At 39.0% G+C, this 22,196-nt stretch carries 15 protein-coding genes and 3 pseudogenes; 6 read left to right on the plus strand and 12 right to left on the minus strand.

Going from position 1 to position 22,196, the window contains the following annotated elements; all coding sequences use genetic code 11:
* Nucleotides 1-4: 4 nt before the first annotated feature.
* Nucleotides 5-1,171, minus strand: coding sequence for a hypothetical protein (locus AXF23_RS10195; RefSeq protein WP_107625865.1), 1,167 nt, complete (start codon nucleotides 1,169-1,171; stop codon nucleotides 5-7).
* Nucleotides 1,172-1,448: 277 nt separating this feature from the next.
* Here AXF23_RS10195 and AXF23_RS16610 point away from each other — a divergent pair.
* A pseudogene (locus AXF23_RS16610) lies at nucleotides 1,449-1,859 on the plus strand (hypothetical protein).
* 64 nt (nucleotides 1,860-1,923) lie between these two features.
* Here AXF23_RS16610 and AXF23_RS10210 read toward each other — a convergent pair.
* From AXF23_RS10210 to tssD, 11 genes and pseudogenes are all read right to left on the minus strand, one after another.
* Nucleotides 1,924-3,126, minus strand: a complete 1,203-nt coding sequence (locus AXF23_RS10210) for a hypothetical protein (protein ID WP_107625232.1) — start codon at nucleotides 3,124-3,126, stop codon at nucleotides 1,924-1,926.
* 4 nt (nucleotides 3,127-3,130) lie between these two features.
* On the minus strand, nucleotides 3,131-5,803 hold the full coding sequence (locus tag AXF23_RS10215; RefSeq protein WP_233251289.1) for a hypothetical protein: 2,673 nt from the start codon (nucleotides 5,801-5,803) through the stop codon (nucleotides 3,131-3,133).
* 102 nt (nucleotides 5,804-5,905) lie between these two features.
* Nucleotides 5,906-6,268: pseudogene (locus AXF23_RS16615) on the minus strand (PAAR-like protein); the annotation flags it as partial.
* 6 nt (nucleotides 6,269-6,274) lie between these two features.
* Entirely contained in the window at nucleotides 6,275-7,066 is a 792-nt protein-coding gene (locus AXF23_RS10220; protein ID WP_107625234.1) for a hypothetical protein, read from the minus strand.
* Between the two features lie 432 nt (nucleotides 7,067-7,498).
* Nucleotides 7,499-7,885, minus strand: a pseudogene (locus AXF23_RS16620) (phage baseplate assembly protein V); the annotation flags it as partial.
* 25 nt (nucleotides 7,886-7,910) lie between these two features.
* A complete protein-coding gene (locus tag AXF23_RS10230; RefSeq protein ID WP_107625235.1) occupies nucleotides 7,911-8,315 on the minus strand; it encodes a PAAR-like protein in 405 nt (134 codons plus the stop codon).
* Nucleotide 8,316: 1 nt separating this feature from the next.
* Nucleotides 8,317-9,030, minus strand: a complete 714-nt coding sequence (locus AXF23_RS10235) for a toxin-antitoxin system antitoxin subunit (RefSeq protein ID WP_107625236.1) — start codon at nucleotides 9,028-9,030, stop codon at nucleotides 8,317-8,319.
* Nucleotides 9,031-9,059: 29 nt separating this feature from the next.
* Nucleotides 9,060-10,655, minus strand: coding sequence for a T6SS phospholipase effector Tle1-like catalytic domain-containing protein (locus AXF23_RS10240; protein ID WP_107625237.1), 1,596 nt, complete (start codon nucleotides 10,653-10,655; stop codon nucleotides 9,060-9,062).
* Nucleotides 10,656-10,658: 3 nt separating this feature from the next.
* On the minus strand, nucleotides 10,659-11,798 hold the full coding sequence (locus AXF23_RS10245; protein WP_107625238.1) for a DUF2931 family protein: 1,140 nt from the start codon (nucleotides 11,796-11,798) through the stop codon (nucleotides 10,659-10,661).
* Nucleotides 11,799-11,802: 4 nt separating this feature from the next.
* Nucleotides 11,803-13,659 carry a type VI secretion system Vgr family protein gene (locus AXF23_RS10250; protein WP_107625239.1) on the minus strand — a complete coding sequence of 619 codons (1,857 nt, stop codon included), beginning with the start codon at nucleotides 13,657-13,659 and terminating at the stop codon, nucleotides 11,803-11,805.
* 182 nt (nucleotides 13,660-13,841) lie between these two features.
* A complete protein-coding gene (gene tssD / locus AXF23_RS10255) occupies nucleotides 13,842-14,240 on the minus strand; it encodes a type VI secretion system tube protein TssD (RefSeq protein WP_004384141.1) in 399 nt (132 codons plus the stop codon).
* A gap of 2,165 nt (nucleotides 14,241-16,405) precedes the next feature.
* Between tssD and AXF23_RS10260 the strand changes: the two genes are divergently transcribed.
* The 5 genes from AXF23_RS10260 to AXF23_RS10280 all read left to right on the plus strand — a co-directional run bounded on the left by AXF23_RS10260 (nucleotide 16,406) and on the right by AXF23_RS10280 (nucleotide 22,172).
* Entirely contained in the window at nucleotides 16,406-17,011 is a 606-nt protein-coding gene (locus AXF23_RS10260) for a DUF4254 domain-containing protein (RefSeq protein WP_009013131.1), read from the plus strand.
* 166 nt (nucleotides 17,012-17,177) lie between these two features.
* The gene (locus AXF23_RS10265; RefSeq protein WP_107625240.1) at nucleotides 17,178-18,230 is read left to right on the plus strand and encodes a glycosyltransferase family 9 protein; all 1,053 of its coding nucleotides are present in this window, start codon (nucleotides 17,178-17,180) and stop codon (nucleotides 18,228-18,230) included.
* Between the two features lie 56 nt (nucleotides 18,231-18,286).
* Nucleotides 18,287-18,886 (plus strand): hypothetical protein, encoded by a 600-nt coding sequence (locus AXF23_RS10270; RefSeq protein ID WP_107625241.1) that lies wholly within the window; start codon nucleotides 18,287-18,289, stop codon nucleotides 18,884-18,886.
* Nucleotides 18,887-19,199: 313 nt separating this feature from the next.
* Nucleotides 19,200-20,204 carry a glycoside hydrolase family 16 protein gene (locus AXF23_RS10275; protein ID WP_107625242.1) on the plus strand — a complete coding sequence of 335 codons (1,005 nt, stop codon included), beginning with the start codon at nucleotides 19,200-19,202 and terminating at the stop codon, nucleotides 20,202-20,204.
* 69 nt (nucleotides 20,205-20,273) lie between these two features.
* Entirely contained in the window at nucleotides 20,274-22,172 is a 1,899-nt protein-coding gene (locus AXF23_RS10280) for a 2-oxoacid:acceptor oxidoreductase subunit alpha (RefSeq protein WP_107625243.1), read from the plus strand.
* Nucleotides 22,173-22,196 lie beyond the last annotated feature (24 nt).

The following is a 22,196-nucleotide window of genomic DNA, read 5'->3' on the forward strand; positions in this document are numbered from 1 at the left end:
CCAATTATTCTCCAGTTTGCGAAGCCTTTACGGAGAAATCGTAGTCCTCATAAATCTTATCGCAGATTTCCTTAAACCCTGGCAGTTTATAATAATGATGCTTTTCCAGATTATCTCTGAACTCATTATTATAATACAGCTCATTGGCAAAGCCTGTACTCCCAATCTGCTGATATCGAAGACGGTCTTTATATAAGTAATATCCCAGATAGGCAGCAGCTTTGTATCGTTCCTTCCACGTAAAGTGCGCCATCCAATATGGACACCCCGCCTTGTCTTTTTTCAAGAGATAATCAATATACGTTTCAAGAATTATTTGCCATTTCAAATTTTTATCATTGGCTGGTAACTGAAGTATAGTCTTCATTAGCCCCTCTCGGATTTCTATATGAGGTTCTTTGTCATATACCTTACGAATAAACGTATTTATTAATCCAGAGACATCTTCCACATTGGTATATTCGTTCGATATATCCTTTAGTACCAGTTCATTGATAGTTTCATTCGTATCATATCCATAAGATAGAAGCAAATCTTTCAAAGCTTCAGGATTATTGTGTAGTAGCCAGCCGAAACTCGCTTTGCTATCATTGAACAAAAATCTATTTAGATGTACAATCTCATTACTTAAATGAAATGCTATTTTACCCTTATTATTCCTCAGAAAGGAATCCAACATAGGTTTTGGTAGGCAGAAATTATAGCCCTTGACAAATATATTACTGATAGGAGCGTATCGAATATATTCATGTTCTTTTTTGTCAATACCGTCTTCTGCTATGTCATCGGTCCATCCCTGCATAATTGTCGGTGAGGAAAAATAGTGTTTATATTCATAGATATAAGGCTGTTTCTGCCTTTGCTCGGGAGCAAGACCTAACTCTTTCAACTTTTTGTTGTACAAAGCAGAAGATACAGGTATAAAACCACGCTTCGCCAAATCGTTGAAAGCATAAGGTATCAGGATGTTGATATATCGTTCATCAATATGTACTTCATCCTCTTCTTCATCCTCAGAGGATGATTGCAGGTAAGAACTCTGATAGACTTTCATTAACGAGTCCATTCCTTGAGAGTTTATGGGTAGAATCATATCCTCTGGAATTCCTATTTTCTTACATAGAGACGAAGATATTGAATCTTTCTCCAGTGTTGTATGCACTATCTTCATTTCTGCACCTTTCTTATTTGTACAACTTATACACCCAATTGACACAAAGGCCAATACGCCTAAAAGAAAAAACTTTATTATTACCATAGAATTACTTATAACCTTTTTTATTTCTGTTACGCTGTATATTCATTTCAGCTTCTATTAATTGACTTTTCTTTTTATAATCTAAATAACATAAGTTCGACGAATTATAAGTGTTTGTTAATTTGTGGATTAGCGGAATTTGATGAAGCTTTAAGGTCTAATACACAGATAGTTACTAACAAAAATCGCTATAATCACCGAGGACAAAGTTACTGAAATGTTTTGTATGGCAGACGACTTCTGCAAGCTTTTTGATGCAATGACTGCAAAATATACGCTAAAACCTACTGGAAAAAGAAAATATCATCGAAGTTCTACAATGTCAAAGGCAGAAGTTGTGCTGATAATGATTCATTTCCACGATTCTAGTTTTCGTGTTTTATAGAAACAGGAATGATGAACTTAAGACATTGCGCAAGTGGAACACTCCAGACAAAGATGCTTTGACCATTTCATCGTCAACTTTTTAGGAGCAATTGCTGCTTATTGCTTGTTTTCAAAGAAGCCGTGCATCAATATACAAAGAACCATTGACGCACAGCTTACATTGTTCAGAATTCTTCAAACTCACGTTAAGATAACTATTTTGACATTCGTATAACCTTCAGCTCTTCTTTTTGCTAATTGACCCTTGGGTTTTAAACATTCTAAGCTCCCTTCACGATTTACTCTGGGTCAGGTCCGTCTGATTCGTCTGAAATCCCTTCATGTTCCAATTCTTCCATCATTTTAGGACTACTGATACCAAAGTATTTATGCGTACGCGCGTATTGATAAATCTCTTTACAGCGGAGCATTATCAGACAAGTCCAAGGCATAGGATCCCATACGTTTGACGTGATATACTGTCGATACTTCTCACGCATCTTATATTCAGAGTTTGCGAAATAACAAAAAATTCTGGCTTTCTGTTCAATAGTAAAGTGCTTACTATTCATACCATTTTCATCTCGTATAAGGTCATATACGTAATTGGCAAAGTGGTCATCATAATAGTCATGCTTAGTACCCGTAGTGTTTTTTTCTATTGTCTCTATCAATAATGTATGCACAATTATATTATTATTGGGAGCTTTATCAAATATTCTGTTTACAAAATCATAAGGTTCATCTTTATACTTGAGAAAATACCATTGATTTAGCATGGGACTTTTATAATAGTTGTAAGAAGAAAACAAGTCTTCTAATATGTTTTCTCCATTATAAAATGTTCCAAGACCATCATCATCTCCTTGGGATTGTAAGTTTTCCAAGAGTTTAAAAGCATTTACATCATTATATAAGATAAAGTTGTTTAGTGCTTTAATTTGCTGAAAGACCTGTGATTTCAATTTTATCTTGTTTCCCTCTACGGACAATAGGTCACGAAGTAACCAGTTGTAAGTTATGAACCTATTCTTATATATCGCATAATAGGGCGAGGTAAAGTCGAAGTCACCATCAGTCCCAATTCCCTCATAGCCTTTTGTCTTATCCATTTTCAACTGATATCCAAAGACATACTTGATTCTTTCTTGAAATAACTCTGTAGAAGGTCGCTTGTAGCCATGGGTTTCAAGATAGTATTTTACCAAAGGAATAGTCAACTGAAAGTCTGTCTCTGTAGGCATATATTGCGGTATAGATTGGTCGTCACGGAAATCACCTCCATTCCATGCATTCTCCTGTAATTCTATATGTTTTAACAAGGTGTTTCTGTCAATGCCTATTTCTTTTAATCTTTCCATACTGATTATACTATCATAGTGAATATGTGTTGTTTTATGCGATTCCATAGCAACAGTATTCACACGTTTCGAATTTCCTGTACACTGAACAAACATAATTGTCAGTGCAAATAAAGGAACTAAGCCTAATTTTTTTTTCATATCTTTATTTCTTTGAATAATGTACTGCAAAAGTATAAAAATAACATCGAACCGGATTGTACCCTATCAAATGGAATCCTTTTCTAAAGAAATGCATTTTAATGGTCCCTGCTAATTTCTTATTCTCATTTTCTTTATATTTTTCTCCTCTTTCATTTAAAGCTTTCTCTTTTTTAATAGATGACTGGATAGCTTCTATTGTTGTAACAATATCACTTTCAGAATTATAATTTATCACAACTCCTGTGTGTCCTCTATAGTGCGATACTCCTTTTTTATCTACTCGCTTTCCATACCACAAGAAAATATCCCCTCTTTTAGGAATATAGTTGGGGTCATTATGTTTTATAAGCCATTTGGGATTTTTTATTGCATAATCAACCATATAACATGTTGTCCAACCCATAGGTTTCTTACACCATTCTATTTTTGCAGCATAACGTCCTACTAGTTCTGAGCAGTCCATTGTTTTTGCACCACTTTCCTGAATGCGATTGCCATCTTGAACATATGGGACTTTATACTTCACCTTACCTACCTGCTCTAAAGGTATACAGATACTTTCCAGCCATCTGATGCCTTGTTCTATTTTTAGATCCTTATCTTCTTGAGTAGATGAAGAATTATCTTTTTTCGATTTGATGATACAATCACTTACTCTAAATAAATTAGATGTAATGTTGTTGAAACTATTCCTTTTTAAATCATAATTTGTCTCTTTTTTTGAGCCAACTTTATTTCCAATTCTCCTAGAAATAATATCCACATTTTTTTGACCATTAGACCTTGTAGCTAATCCTTTTTCCTTTGACCAAAATGCCATACAAGTTACCATTGCAACTTCTATATCAGTTCCTACAAGGCTAGCATCCTTGTCTGAGTTTATAATATTTTTACGTAAAAGTTCTTCTGTATATTTATTTGCGTGAGTGTAGGCTTCACGGCCAGTAATCTGTATCATTCCTCTCCCTCTAAAGCGCCAGCCATCTCCAACTTGAGTATTACCTAATTTCCTTTTCTGTGAGCAATTTTTGTCATCATATACAACATTGGCTATCATCTCTTCATTTGCAGCCTGAATACCTTGATCATTATATCTATACAAGTCCTTACGACCATATTTTTCTGCTAAATCCGGATGACTTACCATATAAGAATATGGTGATTCTTTTGATTCACCATCTGTAAAATAACCACCCTGCCTTGTTCGAGTATTACCTTGTATCCAGTGTTTACCATTAACATTGTCTCTCCCTTTCATACGCCTTGCGGAGTAGTTGAAACTTTCAGTCTTAATATTGAAAGAATCTCCCACTTCTATCTTCGCCTGTGCAAAGAAATGTGCTTTATTCCAACAGGTGTCCATTTTAAAATACTTCATGTGCTTATTATAAGCTTCAGCAATTTTTATACGTGTTTTCTCTGAAGTCTTTGGGAAAACCTCTTTAAGCTGCTCTGCTGTAATTGGAGCACTACAACGTGGACATCCACTCTTTTCAGGCTCTGTGCGATTAACATTCGCCTTGCTGGGTTCTGCCTTTGGCGTTGGGATATTTCGCTTGACAGAGAAGAGGACTTCTTTCCCTTTAAGTATGTATTGTTTGGGGTCCTTTGAGGTCTGTCTGCCTGTATTATTATTTACATTTTCGTTGGAAGATTGAGTACTACTGAAAATCCATGAAACAACAACCTTGTAGGCTGCACCTTCCTTGTATGGAGGCGATGCCAATGTCAAAGAGAACTTATAGACCCCCGTACTATTGACAGGGCTACTGGTACTATATACAGGTGATGGTTTGGAACTTTTCTCTTCTTGGTTACCTGTTTCGTGCTTATATACATCCAGACGTATCTTGCCGGTTTCCATATTGGCAGTAGAGACACGCACGTATACTGTACTCCCGCTGTCAACAATACCACCCTGCAGTTTTTCTTTGCAGTCAGAATCTTTATAAATGATTAGGCTGCGGAACTCTATTTTGTCATCGAATAGGATAGGGTGCTGTGAAGTCTTTGTAAGGTTTTCTATCCAATGTCGAGAACTCAGTTCCAGATATATCCTTATTTTCTGTCCATTGCTGAAACGCTTACGGTCTTCTATTATTTTCTTTAACTGGTCGCCTGAAAGGGAAAGGGCAATCTTTACTTTCCCTGCAGCAGACAAGGTAATTGGAGTAAGGGCGGATAGATAGGTTTTTCCCTCATATCCATTATAATAAAAGCGGCAATTTACAGGTATACCTTTACAGCCCGGCAAAGATACATGTGCAAACACTTTATTACGCAACCCTATGTAAGTAACAGGTTTGCCATTCTCGTCCTTCCATTCTATACTTTTGAACTTGGGGTAGGATACGCTTATCCTGACCACACCTTTGCCTTTGGGTGAGCCTGGTTTATGAACATAAGCATATACAGCGTACGTACCTTCTTTAGTAAAGTAAGTACGTGCTGGAGCTTCTGTCAACCCTTTTGCAATCACACGATTGCCATGACAGACATCCCACTTGACACCAGTCCCCCGCATACTCCCTGCTGTTAGTGACGTAGTGAAAAGAAGTTCTTCATGATCATAAGGGGTTATGGTTATCTCTCTCTTTCCATTGACAAGAACATTGTTTACCTGTACCGCTGCCGGAACACGTTTGTTCTGACTCTTCTCGTCCTCCTGCGGCAAATACTTCCAGTCTTCTTCTGTAAAGATCGGACTCTTATGTGCCGTACTGTTTGCCTTACGTGGTGAAGCAGAAGGCTTTACTACAACCTGTTGACCAGATGTCTGTATATTGATTCTACCGCCTCCAGCTTTACAAGTACCAGAACTCTTGACCGTTAGGGGATACATCTTACCCTTTATGGCAATCTTATTATATGTATTACTCCAAACGATATTCGGAGAACAAGGCCCATTATTCTTTGCTGCACAGCTTCCAAAATTTAAGGACTTTATATCCTTGTCTTGGTCTGTAGCAACAAGTTTTCTTGCGCCGTTACAGTAAATCTTCTGCTGGCTGGTAACACGGAAAGTTCCTGGTTTGGAACCTTTGTCACATGTGCAAATTGCACTATCCGCAACAATCTCCTCACTGTTCCCAGTCTGTTTACGATTACGGTCTACTGATGTATTTTTGCCTGTTTCCATTCTTCTTTATTGAAAGGTTAGACTTATTTCAATATCCTTAAGTATCTGCTCCCGCCCTTTAACCATATAATGATTATATATAGTCTGAGGACCTTCTGTAAGGTTGGTTATCTTTACAACACAATGTTGTTCTATAGATGTTATATCTTCTATTTGAGCCTCACCAAGGAGGAAAATCTTTTCAAGCTGTACTTCATTCTTTCTCAAGTCAGTATTTCCAATAATGTGTAGCGATATTCCTTCTTCTGTGTCCTCAATGGAACAATCTTGTGAGAAGAGAAGTGGTACTCCCAAGGCTACCTCTTCGTGCTCTCTGCGTCCTTTCCCTTCTGTGAATTCTATGCCTGACCAGTCGGCTTCCAGCCACTCTGAAAGTACGTAATATCTTTTCATCATGTTAAGTAGAAGCTTCTTGTCATGAACCCTATCAGTCAACAACTGTAGTTCCTTTTCAACCCATTCTCCTTCATATCTGGCACGCAAAAGAAAGAGACTGTCATCCCAGCGTCTACAGAGTTCGTCATGGTCTGAAATCCCAATACATTTCCCTCTACTGTCTAATTCCATACATATCGGGTTAAGAGTAGATTCTATATCATGTACAAATGCTGCCATGGCATCGTCTTCATCCGCAATGGCATGTAGATACGCTACAGCTTTGACTTTGCTATCTTTAGGAAGCGGAATAAATTCGATAGAAGCCTCACATTTGGTCTCACTCACCCCGTCTGGCATAACTTCTGTCCTGACTCCATGCACCTTGCATGACCCTGTCAGTGCTTTAAAAGGAATATACATAGTTTAGAACAGATTTACTTTTTCAGAACTCTGGATGTTGACCTTCTTTGGAGAAGATAGGTCAAGGTCCTCCATCGTACTGTCAATGTTTATTTTCTCTGCCGTCTCCGATATTGTAGATGCCTGAAGATTATGTTCTTCTGTGACCTGTACGTTGGCATCATTAGCAGATAGGACATAACTGTCTGCTGCTATCTCTGTGAGAGATTCACCTGCCTGTATAGATGTACTTTCACCAGACACACTGGTAATATCCTGCTCTGCATTCATATTGATGGATTCCTCCGCAAGGATGTTGGCATTTTTGCAGTTCACGGTGAATGTCTCTCCTGCATTGATAGTAATATTTCGCTTTGCATTGATGATGATGTCATCTCCTACAGAGTCAATATGAATGGAATTGCCCTTTATGTCTTTAATGGTAATTCCAAGTGACGATAGTGAATCGTTCAACTTTATAGTATGCCCACTGCGAGTTGTGAGACTCTTCATGTGATTTCCTTCGAGACCGCCACCACCTGTCGTTCCATTAAACAGACTACCCATGACGTAGGGGCGGGCTGGGTCACCATGGCGGAAGCCGAGGAGGACTTGATCGCCTACCTCTGGGATAAATACAAAACCACGGTTACTCTTTACGTCACTACTGCTACCGCCATCAGGTGTCATCACACGCACCCAACTTGTCCGCATGTTGTCGGTCTGCCAATTCATGCGCACCTGCACACGACCCGCTCCATGTGGGTCGGCATTGCTGAGCACCGTTGCTATTTGCGTTTCAGCTAATGGCATACGCACCTTCGGACTTGGCTGCGCAAGTTTACAGATAAAACCGGACGTAGTATTATATTGGAGCTATCGGACAAATATCTGCAATATGTTCAATGGGGATTTTAGCAAAATCAAATGCTCCTAAGACTTTATATTGTCCAGTATGTTGAAAACTAATACAATTAGGTGAACCTAAAGCACACGTCCCAATACTATCATCAAGTAAGGGATAAGATGTACCATTGATGCTCACTCCATCATAGTATTTCTCCCATTTGACTATAGCAGGAGTGCAGGGACAGTTATTGTGTAAGCTGCAAGTTCCAAAAGTAGGAAAGAAAGTATTTCCTAATGTGTTTGTTGTGGCAGTGCGATTACCGTTCATAGTAACGCCTGTATTATCATTCACCAACAATTGACCTGCAGAGGTTCCATATTTGCAGATCGCTTTTGCTCCTTTGACAATATATTCTCCCATATCACTCTTCTATTATGTTTATATCCACCATCTTGCGGTAGTAGCCTTCATTAGACATTTCTACTTTTAGCTCCATATGAATTTTTGATGGAAATTCGAATGCTCCTTTTGTTATTTCCAGTATGCCTTTTCCTTTTACGAAGTAAGGCATGTTTCCTATCGGTTGTGCATCCAAGGACCATGTTTGTGGGGTTGTTTCACTTAAACTCTTCTTCAGTTCCCAAGATAGTTTTGCATCAGTATTGGGAAAATTCGGAATGTTAAGTGTTTCCTGATTATGCCTAAAGAGTATGAACTGTAGAAAGGTTCCTTTCATCATCGAGTCCAGAAATATCTTTTTATCCTTCATCACTCCACTACTGCTCTTTATGTAGTCTTTTACATAGTCTGATTTTTCTTCTTTACAAGCCTTTTCACAATATGTGTTCCAACGTACCTTCACTTCTTCGAAGTTTGTAAGTTCATAGCTATTCTTATTTCTTTGAAATATAAGAGGATAAGCTGTTTGACCTAAGTCAAAAGCTATTTGGGTAGCTTCTGATAAGGGTTTATTATCAAAGGAGGATTCTTTTGCCCCCAAAAAGGTAATCTCATAGAGATCTTGTTTAATGATTCTAAAATTAATCAACTCTGTCTGTGATAATACCGAGGATATACCACTAGGAACAATAATCGTGTTATTTAATGTATATTTGATATTAATTGATCCTTTCATTTACAAAGGTTTTCTTTTATATAGGTTAATCAATCATATATTACTTCTCGATAATACAAATATTTATATTTTGCATTTTTTGAATCATTGTCACGTGGTCTCATCCCTGTATCGTCATATGCAGACAAGTGTATAAACTTAGGTCTTATAAAATAGAGTTGGCTTTCTATCAAACCTTTATACCTTTTCTTAAATGTGATATGATCATCTACTATTTCGAAGAAACCTTCTCCACGATCTGCCAGTGCAATCATAATATTTTTTAAGGATGCGAGTGTATTTAATGACTTTGCTAAAAATCTAACATCAGCATTACTCTTCTTAGTAATTGGTGGTGGAGGTGTTAGCTTAGAATAATTTTCAAATTTTTTTAGATTGAAATAAGAAATAGGTATTACCCCCTGGGTTAAATTATACATTATTGTGTAAGGAATACGAGCAAAGTCATTTTTTATTATTCTATACGGTGGTTTTAATGGAGGTATATATCCTATCAGTTCCCACGTCTCTTTTTTAATATTATTGTAAGATAGACGTGCGTGAGGATAAAAATACCTGACTGCTCTAAAGAGTGCACCTTTGTCATTTTGCATAGAAAGATGACTTAAATATATTTTATAAGCATTTTCATATTGTACGTCATTAATCCAGTGATATTTATGTAATAGTTGTAAGGATAGATACCCTTGGAACTTTATAGAATTCTCATCTGTTAAGTCATATGTTGATGGCCATTTTTCCCATTCTTTCACATGCTTATTAGTATCAAAATAATAGAGATATTCAATTTCATCTTGATTGTAGCCTCCACCTATATCAGAATGTGAGCCAGGTAGAACTATTTCTATGTAATTTAAAGGTGATTTTTTGTCTCTTACTTTTATACTTGTAACTGGGAAAAATTTTCGATATTCGTTTGCTGCAACAAGATGTACTACTTTTTTTATATATTTGGGTAATTTTATATTATATGACCAGCCAAGAGTAAGGTCGGATAAGACCGTATCAAATAACCCGAGGAAATCTATATCAATGTGACATCTTATTTTATATTCTGCGTTGATTGTATGTAGTAAAGCAATTATATTTCCTGGTTGAATAAAACGTCTAGCAATAGCTGCGCCACGGCTAAATCCAAATACATCCAGTTTTAGATTAAGAATGGTTGCTTGACCTAATTTAGTTTTCAGTTTCTCTTTAATTAAATCATTAGCCTTGTTCTCTTTTTCTTGCATTCCGTGGGTGAATTGACCCAATCCAGCTGAAAAAAGGGAATCAGATTCTCCTGTGGAATAAAAATGTTCATCACCAGCCTTGTCTTTATATGATGAGGGTGGAATTACTCCTGGTCCTTCTATATAAATTTTAAAATCATCTCCTTGAGTTTCGTATGTTTTGTATAGTTTAGTGACATTTGTATAGTCCCCTCTATAGCTACCGTATGTATAATTCCAACCATCACTATAATCTTTATAGGGATTTTTTTTACGATAATCTGTGCTGTAATAACTATTTAAGGTACCATCAAAGAACACACCGACACGAATCTCTATACACTGACTTTCTTCCTCAGTTTGTTCTTTGTAATAATTATTTGTACATTTAACATTTGAATATTTTACCATGACCTATTCTCCTATAAAATGTATATATTTTGAATTTATCTCTCTATGGTTATTATAAATTACAACTGCCTTGTCATCAGAATCATTAACTCCTTGTTTAAAGACATGGATCTTTGTCTTTTCAAATTTATATTTCTTGTTGTCCGCTTCCAAATAGATATCGAACCAATTATTATATTTACTTACTTGAACGATAAGTTTTCCTGCCTGTGTAGGATTGTTACCATAAACCTCCATAAATGCTTTTTTCACTTCTTCTTCATCAAAATAAAAATGTCCAGTATAAAGCATACCATCTGTAATCCATTGGAACTCCATTTTATTTGGTCTTGAAGGCTGTTCGAAATACCCTGGGTCATCATGATTCAGAATCTCGCCATTAGCAAACTTAATCACGAATCGTCCCTTGCGTAGCTCTGTCTGTTTGTTCTCAAATTGTATATCAAATTGATAATTAAAACGTTGTGCATAGAATGCCCATATCTTGTCATACTCGGAGCCGTGTTCGTTAAAGAAAGAATTCTCTTTTTCATCGGAACAAAGACTATCAACTGTTTGGAAAGCATTATAAAACCCTTCACTGAATTCTTTAAGTGTCATGTGCGTTTCTTCTCCCCTTAATGAATCGCAAATAAGTACCCTTCTTAAATTTCCTATCCCCAAGTATAGCCATAGATGTCCTTCTGGAAGAATTGTTACATTAAACTCGTTAAAATCCATATTACTTTCTCTCCAGTGGCTATAAAATCCTTCCCTAAAGGCTTTTAGAAGTTTGTTTTGTATTTGTTGGGAGAATTTAATATTTGCCCTATAAATCTTTTTATCTGCTATTGACACCCACACCATGTCTATACCCTTGGGAATACTGACTTCGCCTTGAGGTGGATTTACTGAAAAAGGTGTTGCTGTAACATTACCGAGACCCGCCATAGCAGTTTCATCAAAAACATCTACCGTTTCCTCTCCTTTATCTCCATAAAAAGCCTTTGCATATTTTAATTCTGAGCTATAATGTACTGGGGATGATACATAAAAATCCCAACTAAACTTTGTTTTCATATTATTTCCGTTTGATAGACCTTTACATGACAATGTTGTTACGCAAAAGACCAAAATAAATACTACTGGATAAATCTTCTTCATATTCTTATTCTTTAGCTATATCCACATTGGTACTGCTTTTAATATATAAATTATCTAGTGATGTAATTGTGGTGACTCCATACGATTCGTAAGTAGAGTCTTCACATATTTTAGTTTTAATTGACTTCATAATGCTTAAGTTCATATTACCGTAAATATCGGTTGTTTGGTTACCACTAACAGATGATTTTGCATCTTCCATTATACTCAAAACGGAACTTCCATTTATAGAAAGCGAAGAGTCTTTCCCGATGTTGACAGACGATTGTTCTCCCACCTGCATTGTAAAGTTCTTACCCACATTTACATTCATGTTCTCTGATGCATTGATGTTGACATTCTTCGTATTGACATTTACTTCTTCGGCAGAAGATATGGTAATGGTGCCATTTAATTCATCAATGAAGATTTTATTGGCACGAGTTGTCTGTAAGAGAATGGTATGGGCTGTATCGTCAAAGGTAACGGTCGAACCGCGTCGGGTGGTAAGGCTTTTCTTGTGGTTGGAATCAAAGCCTCCCTTACCCGTCGTACCATTAAACAGACTCCCCATGACGTAGGGGCGAGCGGGGTCGCCATGACGGAAGCCGAGGAGGACCTGGTCGCCTACCTCTGGGATAAATACAAAACCGCGGTTGCTCTTTACATCTTTGCTACCGCCACCATCTGGCGTCATCACACGCACCCAACTTGTTCGCATGTTGTCGGTCTGCCAATTCATGCGCACCTGCACACGCCCCGCTCCGTGTGGGTCGGCATTGCTTAGTACGGTTGCCATTTGTGTTTCAGCCAGAGGCATTTCAACCTTTGGGTTAGGCAGACTCATTACAGTACCAGGGATGGCTTTGAAACGGTTTTTGTAGTAACAGCTCTCGCTCACTTCATGGGTCATCTCGATGATGATGAAATCGCCTAAGCTCTCTTGGGAGAGATTGCCAACTCCCTTTAAGAAAGAACTGTACAAGCTAATCACTGAACCCACATGTAGCCTTGGGTCCTGGCTTTCGGCTGTGACGTAATGGGTTTCAGCCGTCTCGGCTGCTTGTTTTAGGAGTACATAATTCTCAAGATCATTGATAGAGCTGACACGCTGTATGGAGTGCTGGCGAGCTGCTTTAGGGTAGGAGGGAAGCGCAGCACGGAACGCATCACCCGCCATCCTATCATGTCCGTAAGCCTTATCAGGTGTCTTGCGGTCCATCTCACGGTTTGCACCAGAATGGAACGTAAACACCTGTTCTGGACGAGCTAATGTTTGTAGACCAATATTGAGGGAACTTAGTGACGTACCAAATTCCATCTTGATAGGGTCTGGCAATCGTCTTGGCTTACCGAAGACAAGTTTCAGACCATCATAATACATCCACTCCTGATATTGCAAGGCAAGACGACGAACGAAATCGAAGTCAGATTCCTCGTATTGGCAGATGTAATCCAACTGTTTCTTGTGTGCTGCATTCAATGCCAACTGCACCTTACCATCACTGCACAGACTCTTTACGACATCACCAATCGACCTGTCATTCCATGAGTAACAGCTTGGTGCCGTCTCCATACGATAAGTAGAGGAGTAGCCAGACACCTGTATACACCCGAAGTCGCTGCCATCGCGATGCAACTCAATGTTCGTCACTATGCCACAGAAGAATGGTTTGCTCGCAGCCTTCACTATGATATCCTTGCCGAGCCACTCTTTACTGCTACTGATGTTATGCACCTGTCTGTTGCCCCCCGATTCAAGGTCAACCGTGAGGTCAAAGTGATGATGTGCACCAGTACTTTGGTCGATACGAAGTGATTTGAAAGAAGAAAGTCCATCCTTCCCTATAGTGATGGAGATGGGATTAAAAGGTATTGCCATTGAATATATTTTTTGAGGTAATTAAGGCTGAAAAGCGAATTAATAAGATTTGTTCCCTATATATAAATAAGGTGACGATCTCAGCAGCTTATAGGTATGTCCTACTGCGATGAGACCTAAATAGAAAGCTAAAAGGACCATGTCAAGCACGTAGCCCGACACGGTCCTTAAGTTTCTTAGACCTATGAACGAGGCCAGCGGTTGTCGAGTTCGGCATTACCTACGGTGATATTCTCAGCAGAGAAGGTCATCGCGATGGTCATCGGTGCCTCGTTGTTTACGTCGAGTGTCTCCTTGTAGTGAACGATGTAAGCATTCTTGAAAGAAATCTCCTTCATCTTAGCGTCCTCCTCACTCTTCTTGTAAACAATCTTACCCTCAACAGGTTTGAACTGACTATTGAGCATAGCCTCGATAGTAGAAGTGTCATCAGTAGACTCGATAGTGACGCTGATACGACCACCAGAGATACTTGATGCAGGCTGCCCCTTCTTGTCAGTTGTACGACTGAACTCGTAGTTAGAATAGAGTACGTCGTACTCCTTGCCACCTAATTCCAATGTTGCTCTAAATGAACTCATGATAGATAATTTTAAAGTAGTTAGAAAAATAAGAAAACGAGGTCATCTTAATTTCCCTCACGTATGAGAAACAAAAAAAGAGAAAACCCCTAACAACGTTTTGAAGTCTCCTCTGCGTGTGGCTGTAAAACAGTCTTGCTCTTTGGAAGAAGAGGAAGATTTGCAATCTGTTGTCATTTTCGTTGTCAAAAGTAATCATATAATTTCATAAAAGCAATTGATACAACACTAAATAACAAAGGTTTAATATCTTATACACATTCAAAGCCATCTTCATTCTGCCTCTTATCCACCCTTTGTGTTTGTGTCATTCTGTCTATGTAAGAGCTTTCAGTCACTCTATGTCATTATGTCTTTCTGTCTGAGAATATTAAAATCTCCAATCGTTCAGAGCTTTCTGTCACTCTATGTCATTATATCCTTCTGTCTGAGAATATTAAAATCTCCAATCGTTCAGAGCTTTCAGTCACTCTATGTCATTATGTCATTCTGTCTGAGAACATTAAAATCTCCAATTGTTCAGAGCTTTCAGTCTCTTCCTGTCATTATGTCATTCTGTCTGAGAACATTAAAAGCATAGTCCATTCTGTCCCCTCTGTCTTAGTGCAATTTGCGTAATTCGTAGTTCTTTGTAGATAGTCGTATAGTATAGTCCATACCAGTCTTATTCCCATGTGGCATTATATCATCTTTTAATATGACATTTTATTTATGGATAGTCCGTCTTTGTACCACTCAATTAAACCGCCGTATTTGTATGTCTGTGGAACTCGGTGTGAGTATGAAAAGTCTCAACATAAATGTAGTGAAAGGTAGGAGTTAATGACGAAGGTTATATACATGGTTCACGTCTATAATATGCATTAAATCAGTGTGTTGTGAGTAGTAGGGAAGAAGATGCTTATTAAGACACAAGAAGAGCCTTAACAAGCATCAAGAAGGGCATGTTCTTGAGGGCAGAAGGGCGTCTTCTTGAACCATGAAAAGTAAGTATTAGTTATGGTGTATGCGATAAATCTTTACATCATCCATCCTTTCCCTTAGTTTTATTCATGGCTGGTTTATATGGGAACTCTATGCCTATACCTTTAAATCGTACAATTAATTTCTTAAGGTCAGGACAATGTCATTTCAACTGTCCTACCATCTAACACAATAAAAAGTTTGTCGACCGTTTCCAATTATTATATGTTCTTGAAGTTACATATCCAAAGATAAGGAAGCTCAGAAATACTTTCGTATCTTTGCAACATCAAGAAAAACGATAGTTTATATCACCAGTGAATTACAAACCATACTGTGCATCGAACCCAGCGTGATTTTACCAAGAGAAAGACAGCTCCGGTATGCCCATCAGCATTTCTCATGCTCCTAAAGAAATGAATCCAATGACACCATTCAGATGACGTACCCCATCTTCATTCTGCCCCTTATCCACTCTTTGTCATTATGTTCTTCTGTTTATGTATGAGCTTTCGGTCACTCTATGTCGTTATGTCATTCTATCTGAGAATATTGAAATCGTTGTTCCTTCTGTGTCCTCTGTCTCTCTATGTCATTATGTCCATCTGTCTGAGAACATTAAAATCTCCAATCGTTCAGAGCTTTCAGTCTCTTCCTGTCATTATGTCATTCTGTCTGAGAACATTTAAGGTGTTGTTCATTCAGTCCCCTCTGTCTTCGTGTACTTCGTAGTTCTATGTTGATAGTTGTTTAGTATAGTCCATACTGTTTTGGGGTTTCTTCATAATTTTGGAGTAATAATGACTCGCCTAAGCTTAGGTCTCTGATGAAATGTCACATAGAGAAAAGGAGAGTACGGAGAGTTATCAAAATAAAGTACTGTTAGTCATGGAGGTACCGTCGGTACGTAGAGTGACGGAGATTGTTAGCCAGTTTTATTAGAGCTTATATACCCAAAGTGGTTAACCCAAAAGATTTATCAGGAATCTGGACGCTACACCTTCGCTGCTCATTGTACCTATTAGGGGTATGATATCGTCTGTTACGTCGGTTTAACATTCTATTTTTGATGTTGCCTGTTATTTCCTACCTTTATATACAAGGTGAGTTTAGGTAATTAACGATGAAAAACAATAGCTTTTATTTTGTCCTTTAAGGAATTTACTTTATATTTGCAGAATAAATAGAAAAATAAAAACCGAATGTCATTTACAACACATTGTAACGAGATTTTCAATCAGGCAATCCGTGATTATCATATTACGGATAATGTTGATACACCGATTAGTAACCCTTATGACAGAGATTCTATCGAAAATCGTCTCTATCTGAAATGCTGGATTGACACTGTACAGTGGCATTTCGAGGACTTAATTCGTGATCCGCATATCAATCCTGAAGAAGGGATGAGCCTTAAGCACCGTATAGACCGTTCTAATCAGGACCGTACTGACCTTGTTGAGCAGATTGATTCATATTTCCGTCAGCTCTACTCTGATGTGACGCCTCTCCCAGATGCTACTATCAATACCGAAAGTCCAGCATGGGCAGTAGATCGCTTGTCTATCCTTGCATTGAAGATTTATCACATGAAAGAGCAGACGGAGCGTACAGATGCTTCGCCAGAACACATCGAGAAATGTAAGTCTAAGCTGAACATCCTCCTCGAACAACAGAAAGATCTCAGTCTTGCCATCGACCAATTGCTTGATGACATCGAGCATGGTCGAAAGTACATGAAGGTTTATCGCCAGATGAAGATGTATAACGATCCTGCAACAAATCCGATTCTTTATAATAAGAAATAGAATGATACCCCTCCCACAAAACATAGGGAGGGGTGTAATTACTCGTCTTGAGTAAATGCAAATATGCTTTATAAGGTTATTGAATAAGTATATCTTATTTGCTTATCCTAACTGATAATAGCCAGTGTTCTCGTTTCTTATTCTGCTTATTTATTCTTGTTAGCCTATGAAAACCCCACATATTCTTATCATTCGATTCTCTGCCATGGGTGATATAGCCATGACTGTTCCTATCGTTTATTCGCTTGCAAAGCAGTATCCAAATGTGAGAATAAGTGTGCTTTCTCGTCCTTTTGCACGACCATTCTTCCAAGGTCTTGCCTCTAATGTATGCTTTATGGAAGCTGATCTGAAAGGGGAATATAAGGGATTGACGGGTCTTAACAAACTATATAGGCGCTTGGTGGCAAAGCAGTTTACTGACATAGCCGACCTTCACAATGTACTCCGCACTCGTTTCCTTCGCTTCCGTTTTCTCCTTGGTGGCTATTCTGTGGCACATATCAATAAACATAAGCAAGGTAAGAAATTGCTTTGTCGGGAAGAGAATAAGGTTTTCATACAACAGCCCACATCCTTTCAGAATTATGCTGATGTTCTCAAGGAATTAGGTTATCCTATTAAACTCGAATTTACGAGTATCTTTCCACCTGAAGGAGGCGACTTGCAACGTCTGCCAAACATTATAGGAAATAAGCAGAAAGAGGAGTGTTGGATAGGTATTGCACCCTTTGCAGCTCATGCGGGTAAAATGTATCCACAGGAGAAAATGGAACTTGTGATAAGTAAACTAACTGAGCAACACCCGTCTTGGCGTTTGTTTCTTTTTGGTGGAGGCAAGGAAGAGATTGAAGTACTCAATCGTTGGGCTACGCAATATCCACAATGTTTATGTGTGGCAAGTGTCCTTAAAGGGTTAGAGCAAGAACTTATCCTTATGAGTCACCTCGATACAATGGTCTCAATGGACAGTGCTAATATGCACCTCGCTTCCCTCACAGGTACACGAGTTGTAAGTGTGTGGGGCGCAACCCACCCTTATTGTGGATTTATGGGTTGGCAACAGAAGGAAGAAGATGCCGTTCAAATCAATACACTCTCTTGTCGTCCTTGTTCAGTCTTTGGTAACAAACCCTGCCATCGTGGCGACTTTGCTTGTATGAATAATATTCTTCCAGAAGAGATTGTGCGTCGTCTTGAAGATGGGTTGCATTCTTAATAGAAGAATAAAAGAACGAACGTGAAAAAGAGATAAATCTTTAAGCTTCCAATAATATGAAACAAACGGTCACTCTACTCGTCTTTCTTCTTACCATGCTGTCCTCCTGCTGTAATAAGACAAGTTCCAAGCTGACGGAGAATAATCCATTAGATAGTCTGGTTCTCGTTGATACAGTACAGATGAAGACCGCCTTTCTAAGTTGTATTCACGATTTTGTTAAACAATATCCTAAGGATAGTACGTTTATTCTTAAAGCTGGATATGGCTATGAAGACCATGGTGTTATTAGCAATGGTGTCTATATCAACAATGACATCTTTGTTATCCAACCTGCTTATAATGATGCTTTTATGGGAGGAGAATGGTCTATTGAAGATATGTATCCTTCTCATTATTTCAAGGTTGACAATCGTATTGTTTTCCTCTGTTCACGTTCAGACTCCTTCATGAAGCAAGAAAAATATAAGAAAGCTTATCATCAGATAGTGCCTGATAGCCTCCATGTGCGCTATGATGACTACGCCTTTATACTTATTGAACATAATGACAATAAGGCAACATTGCTGTCAAGTGACGAAATAAGAAAGAAAACGATTAGTCCTATCAGTCCTTTCAGAGAAAGAATCAAGTTTATTCCACCGAAGATTAAGTAATAAGAGTGGAGGATGAATCGTTTTACTCTTTTTAAGCCCTTAAAAGGTTAATTTCTTGAAGGTTTTTCCTTGTAATATATAAAAATATTTTTTTTCTCCTCAAAAGATTTTGTTTTCTCAATAATATTTTGCACTTTTGTCCTCAGAATATACTAACGTAAACAAAAGATAATCTAAAAAAGTGTAAGTCGAGAAAGTTACATGAGGGAAAGCAGACCAATGTCATGTTATGAACCCTCTGTTATCACCTATTTATAAGGAGGATACTATGCTTTCCAAGTACTACCGTTTCAGATAAGATCTTAATAAATTCATGTCACAAAAGAAGAACATCAAGAGAATGCTTGCAGTGCTTATAATGGCATTGTTATCCACAATATCGTTTGCACAAGATGTTAACTTGGCAAATGGTGTTGAGCCTTTGCCATCTGGTGAGCAAACTCCTGGTTCAGAATACACACTTGTCTTCCATGATGAGTTTAATGAACCAAACGGCACCTTACCTAATACAAAGGTGTGGAGATACTGTACGCGTTATCCTAAAGTGACATGGGCACGTTTTTTGAGCAGCTCTCCTGAAGTCGCATATATGCAGGATGGTAATCTTGTTTTGCGTGCTATCCCTAATCCAGACAAGTCGAAAGACAACGTGGAAATGCTCTCAGGGGGAATAGAGACCAGTCAGAGTTTTACGTTCCGCTTTGGTCGAGTAGAATGTCGGGCGCTGGTTAATCCGTTTATCGGTAATTTCCCTGCTATTTGGATGATGCCAAAGACAACATTAGGATGGCCGAAAGGCGGTGAAATTGATATCTTTGAGCAGATTGATAATGAGCAGAGAGCTTATGCAACCGTACACTCTGCGTGGACACAAAGTCATGGAAATGATCCACATTCTGACAATCTTTGGATGCCTATGAATCGTTATCATATTTATGCGGTAGAGTGGGAAGAAGACGTGCTAAGCTTCTTTGTAGATGGTAAACGTGTTTACCAATATAAGAAGCAGAATGATAGTCAGGAGCAATGGCCGTTTGATAAGTCTAATTTCTACCTGATTCTCAATCAGTCAGTGGGCAATGGTTCATGGGCGAAAAAGCCAGATGTTAATCATACCTATGAGATGCGCATGGATTGGATACGTGTCTATCAGAAACAAAAGCACATCCCTACTGTTATCAGCGTCCCTATGACGAAGATTAAAGAATGCACGGAGAGCAACGATGTCTATTCGCTACAGGGGACTAAGATGGAGATGAAAGAGAGTGAACTGCTCAAGGGCATCTATGTCTCTAACGGCAAGAAATTTATAAAATAAGCTTTACTGCTATGGTAGAAAAGCTAAATAATACAGAAACGATTTACTAACATAAACAAGAAATAATCTATGGAAGAACAAATCGAAGTGAAAGAGCTCGACAGTGTTGTAGTACACTTTTCTGGTGACTCAGGTGACGGTATGCAACTTGCAGGTAACATTTTCACTACTGTCTCGGCATCTGTCGGCAATGGTGTGTCTACTTTCCCAGACTATCCGGCTGATATTCGTGCCCCGCAAGGTTCCTTGACAGGTGTGAGTGGATTCCAAGTTCATATCGGTGCGGGTAAGGTTTATACTCCTGGTGACCGTTGTGACGTCCTTGTAGCAATGAATGCTGCAGCGTTGAAGATGCAGTATAAGCACTGCAAGCCCAACGGTACGATTATTATTGACACCGATTCTTTTGGCCAACGCGACCTTCAGAAGGCCGAGTTCCGCAGTGATGACTATTTAGGCGAGATGGGTATCGACCCTGATCGCGTAGTGGCTTGTCCAATAACCAAGATGGTGAAGGACTGTTTGGCAGATACTGGTATGGACAACAAATCCATGTTAAAGTGCCGTAATATGTTTGCCTTAGGTCTTGTTTGCTGGTTGTTCAATCGTGACTTAGAGTTGGTAAACAACTATCTTGAGACAAAGTTTAAGAAGAAACCAGCCATTGCAGAGGCAAATATAAAGGTTGTACGTGCAGGATATGACTATGGTCATAACGTACATGCTTCTGTTCCTAATACTTATCGTATAGAGTCTAAGGTCAAGGAGCCTGGCCGCTACATGGATATCACTGGTAATAAGGCAACTGCTTATGGTCTGATGGCTGCGGCTGAGCGTGCTGGTTTGCGACTGTTCTTAGGTTCTTATCCTATTACTCCAGCCACAGATATCTTACACGAGTTGGCAAAGCATAAGTCAATGGGTGTGACAACCGTTCAGTGTGAGGACGAGATTGCGGGCTGTGCATCAGCTATTGGTGCTGCTTTCGCAGGTGCTTTAGCTGCTACTTCAACCTCTGGTCCTGGTATCTGTTTGAAGAGTGAGGCCATGAACCTTGCGCTTATCGACGAGCTTCCATTGGTGATTGTTGACGTACAGCGTGGTGGACCATCAACCGGTATGCCTACGAAGAGTGAGCAGACCGACCTCTTGCAGGTGCTTTATGGCCGTAATGGTGAGAGTCCAATGCCTGTTATTGCAGCGACAAGTCCTACCGATTGCTTCGATGCAGCATATAACGCTTGTAAGATAGCACTGGAACACATGACGCCAGTCGTGCTCCTTACCGATGCTTTCATTGCTAATGGTTCATCTGCTTGGAAGCTACCTAATATCGAGGAGTTGCCAGAGATTCATCCTCATTTCGTCACAGAAGATCAGAAGTATAAGTACACTCCATACAAACGTGACCCTGAGACGTTGGCACGTTACTGGGCTATCCCAGGTACGGAAGGGTATGCACATATCTTGGGTGGGCTGGAGAAAGACGGAGAGACAGGTAGTATCTCTACTGACCCAGAGAATCATGACAAGATGGACCACATCCGTTGGAACAAGGTGGCACGTATTCCTGTACCTGACTTGACTGTTTTAGGCGACAAGGATGATGCCGACTTACTCATTGTAGGCTTCGGTAGTACATATGGTCATCTCTATTCAGCTATGGAGGTGTTGCGTGGTAAGGGACATAAGGTTGCTTTGGCACAATTCAAGTATGTGAACCCATTACCAAAGAACACTGCAGAAATACTTGCTCGATACAAGAAGGTTGTTGTTGCAGAACAGAACCTTGGACAGCTTGCTGCCCTCCTTCGTATCCGTATGAACCATTTCGCTCCTTATCAGTATAACCAAGTTAAGGGTCAACCTTTCGTTGTCACCGAGTTGGTTACAAGTTTCGAGAAGCTCCTTAAGGCGCCTCTACCAAAGGAGGAAACGGGTACTTTCTATACGAAGATACTTGAGTAAGCATATTGACGAGTAAACAAGTCA

This window comes from Prevotella sp. oral taxon 313 (assembly GCF_003043935.1).
Classification (GTDB): Bacteria; Bacteroidota; Bacteroidia; order Bacteroidales; family Bacteroidaceae; genus Prevotella; species Prevotella jejuni.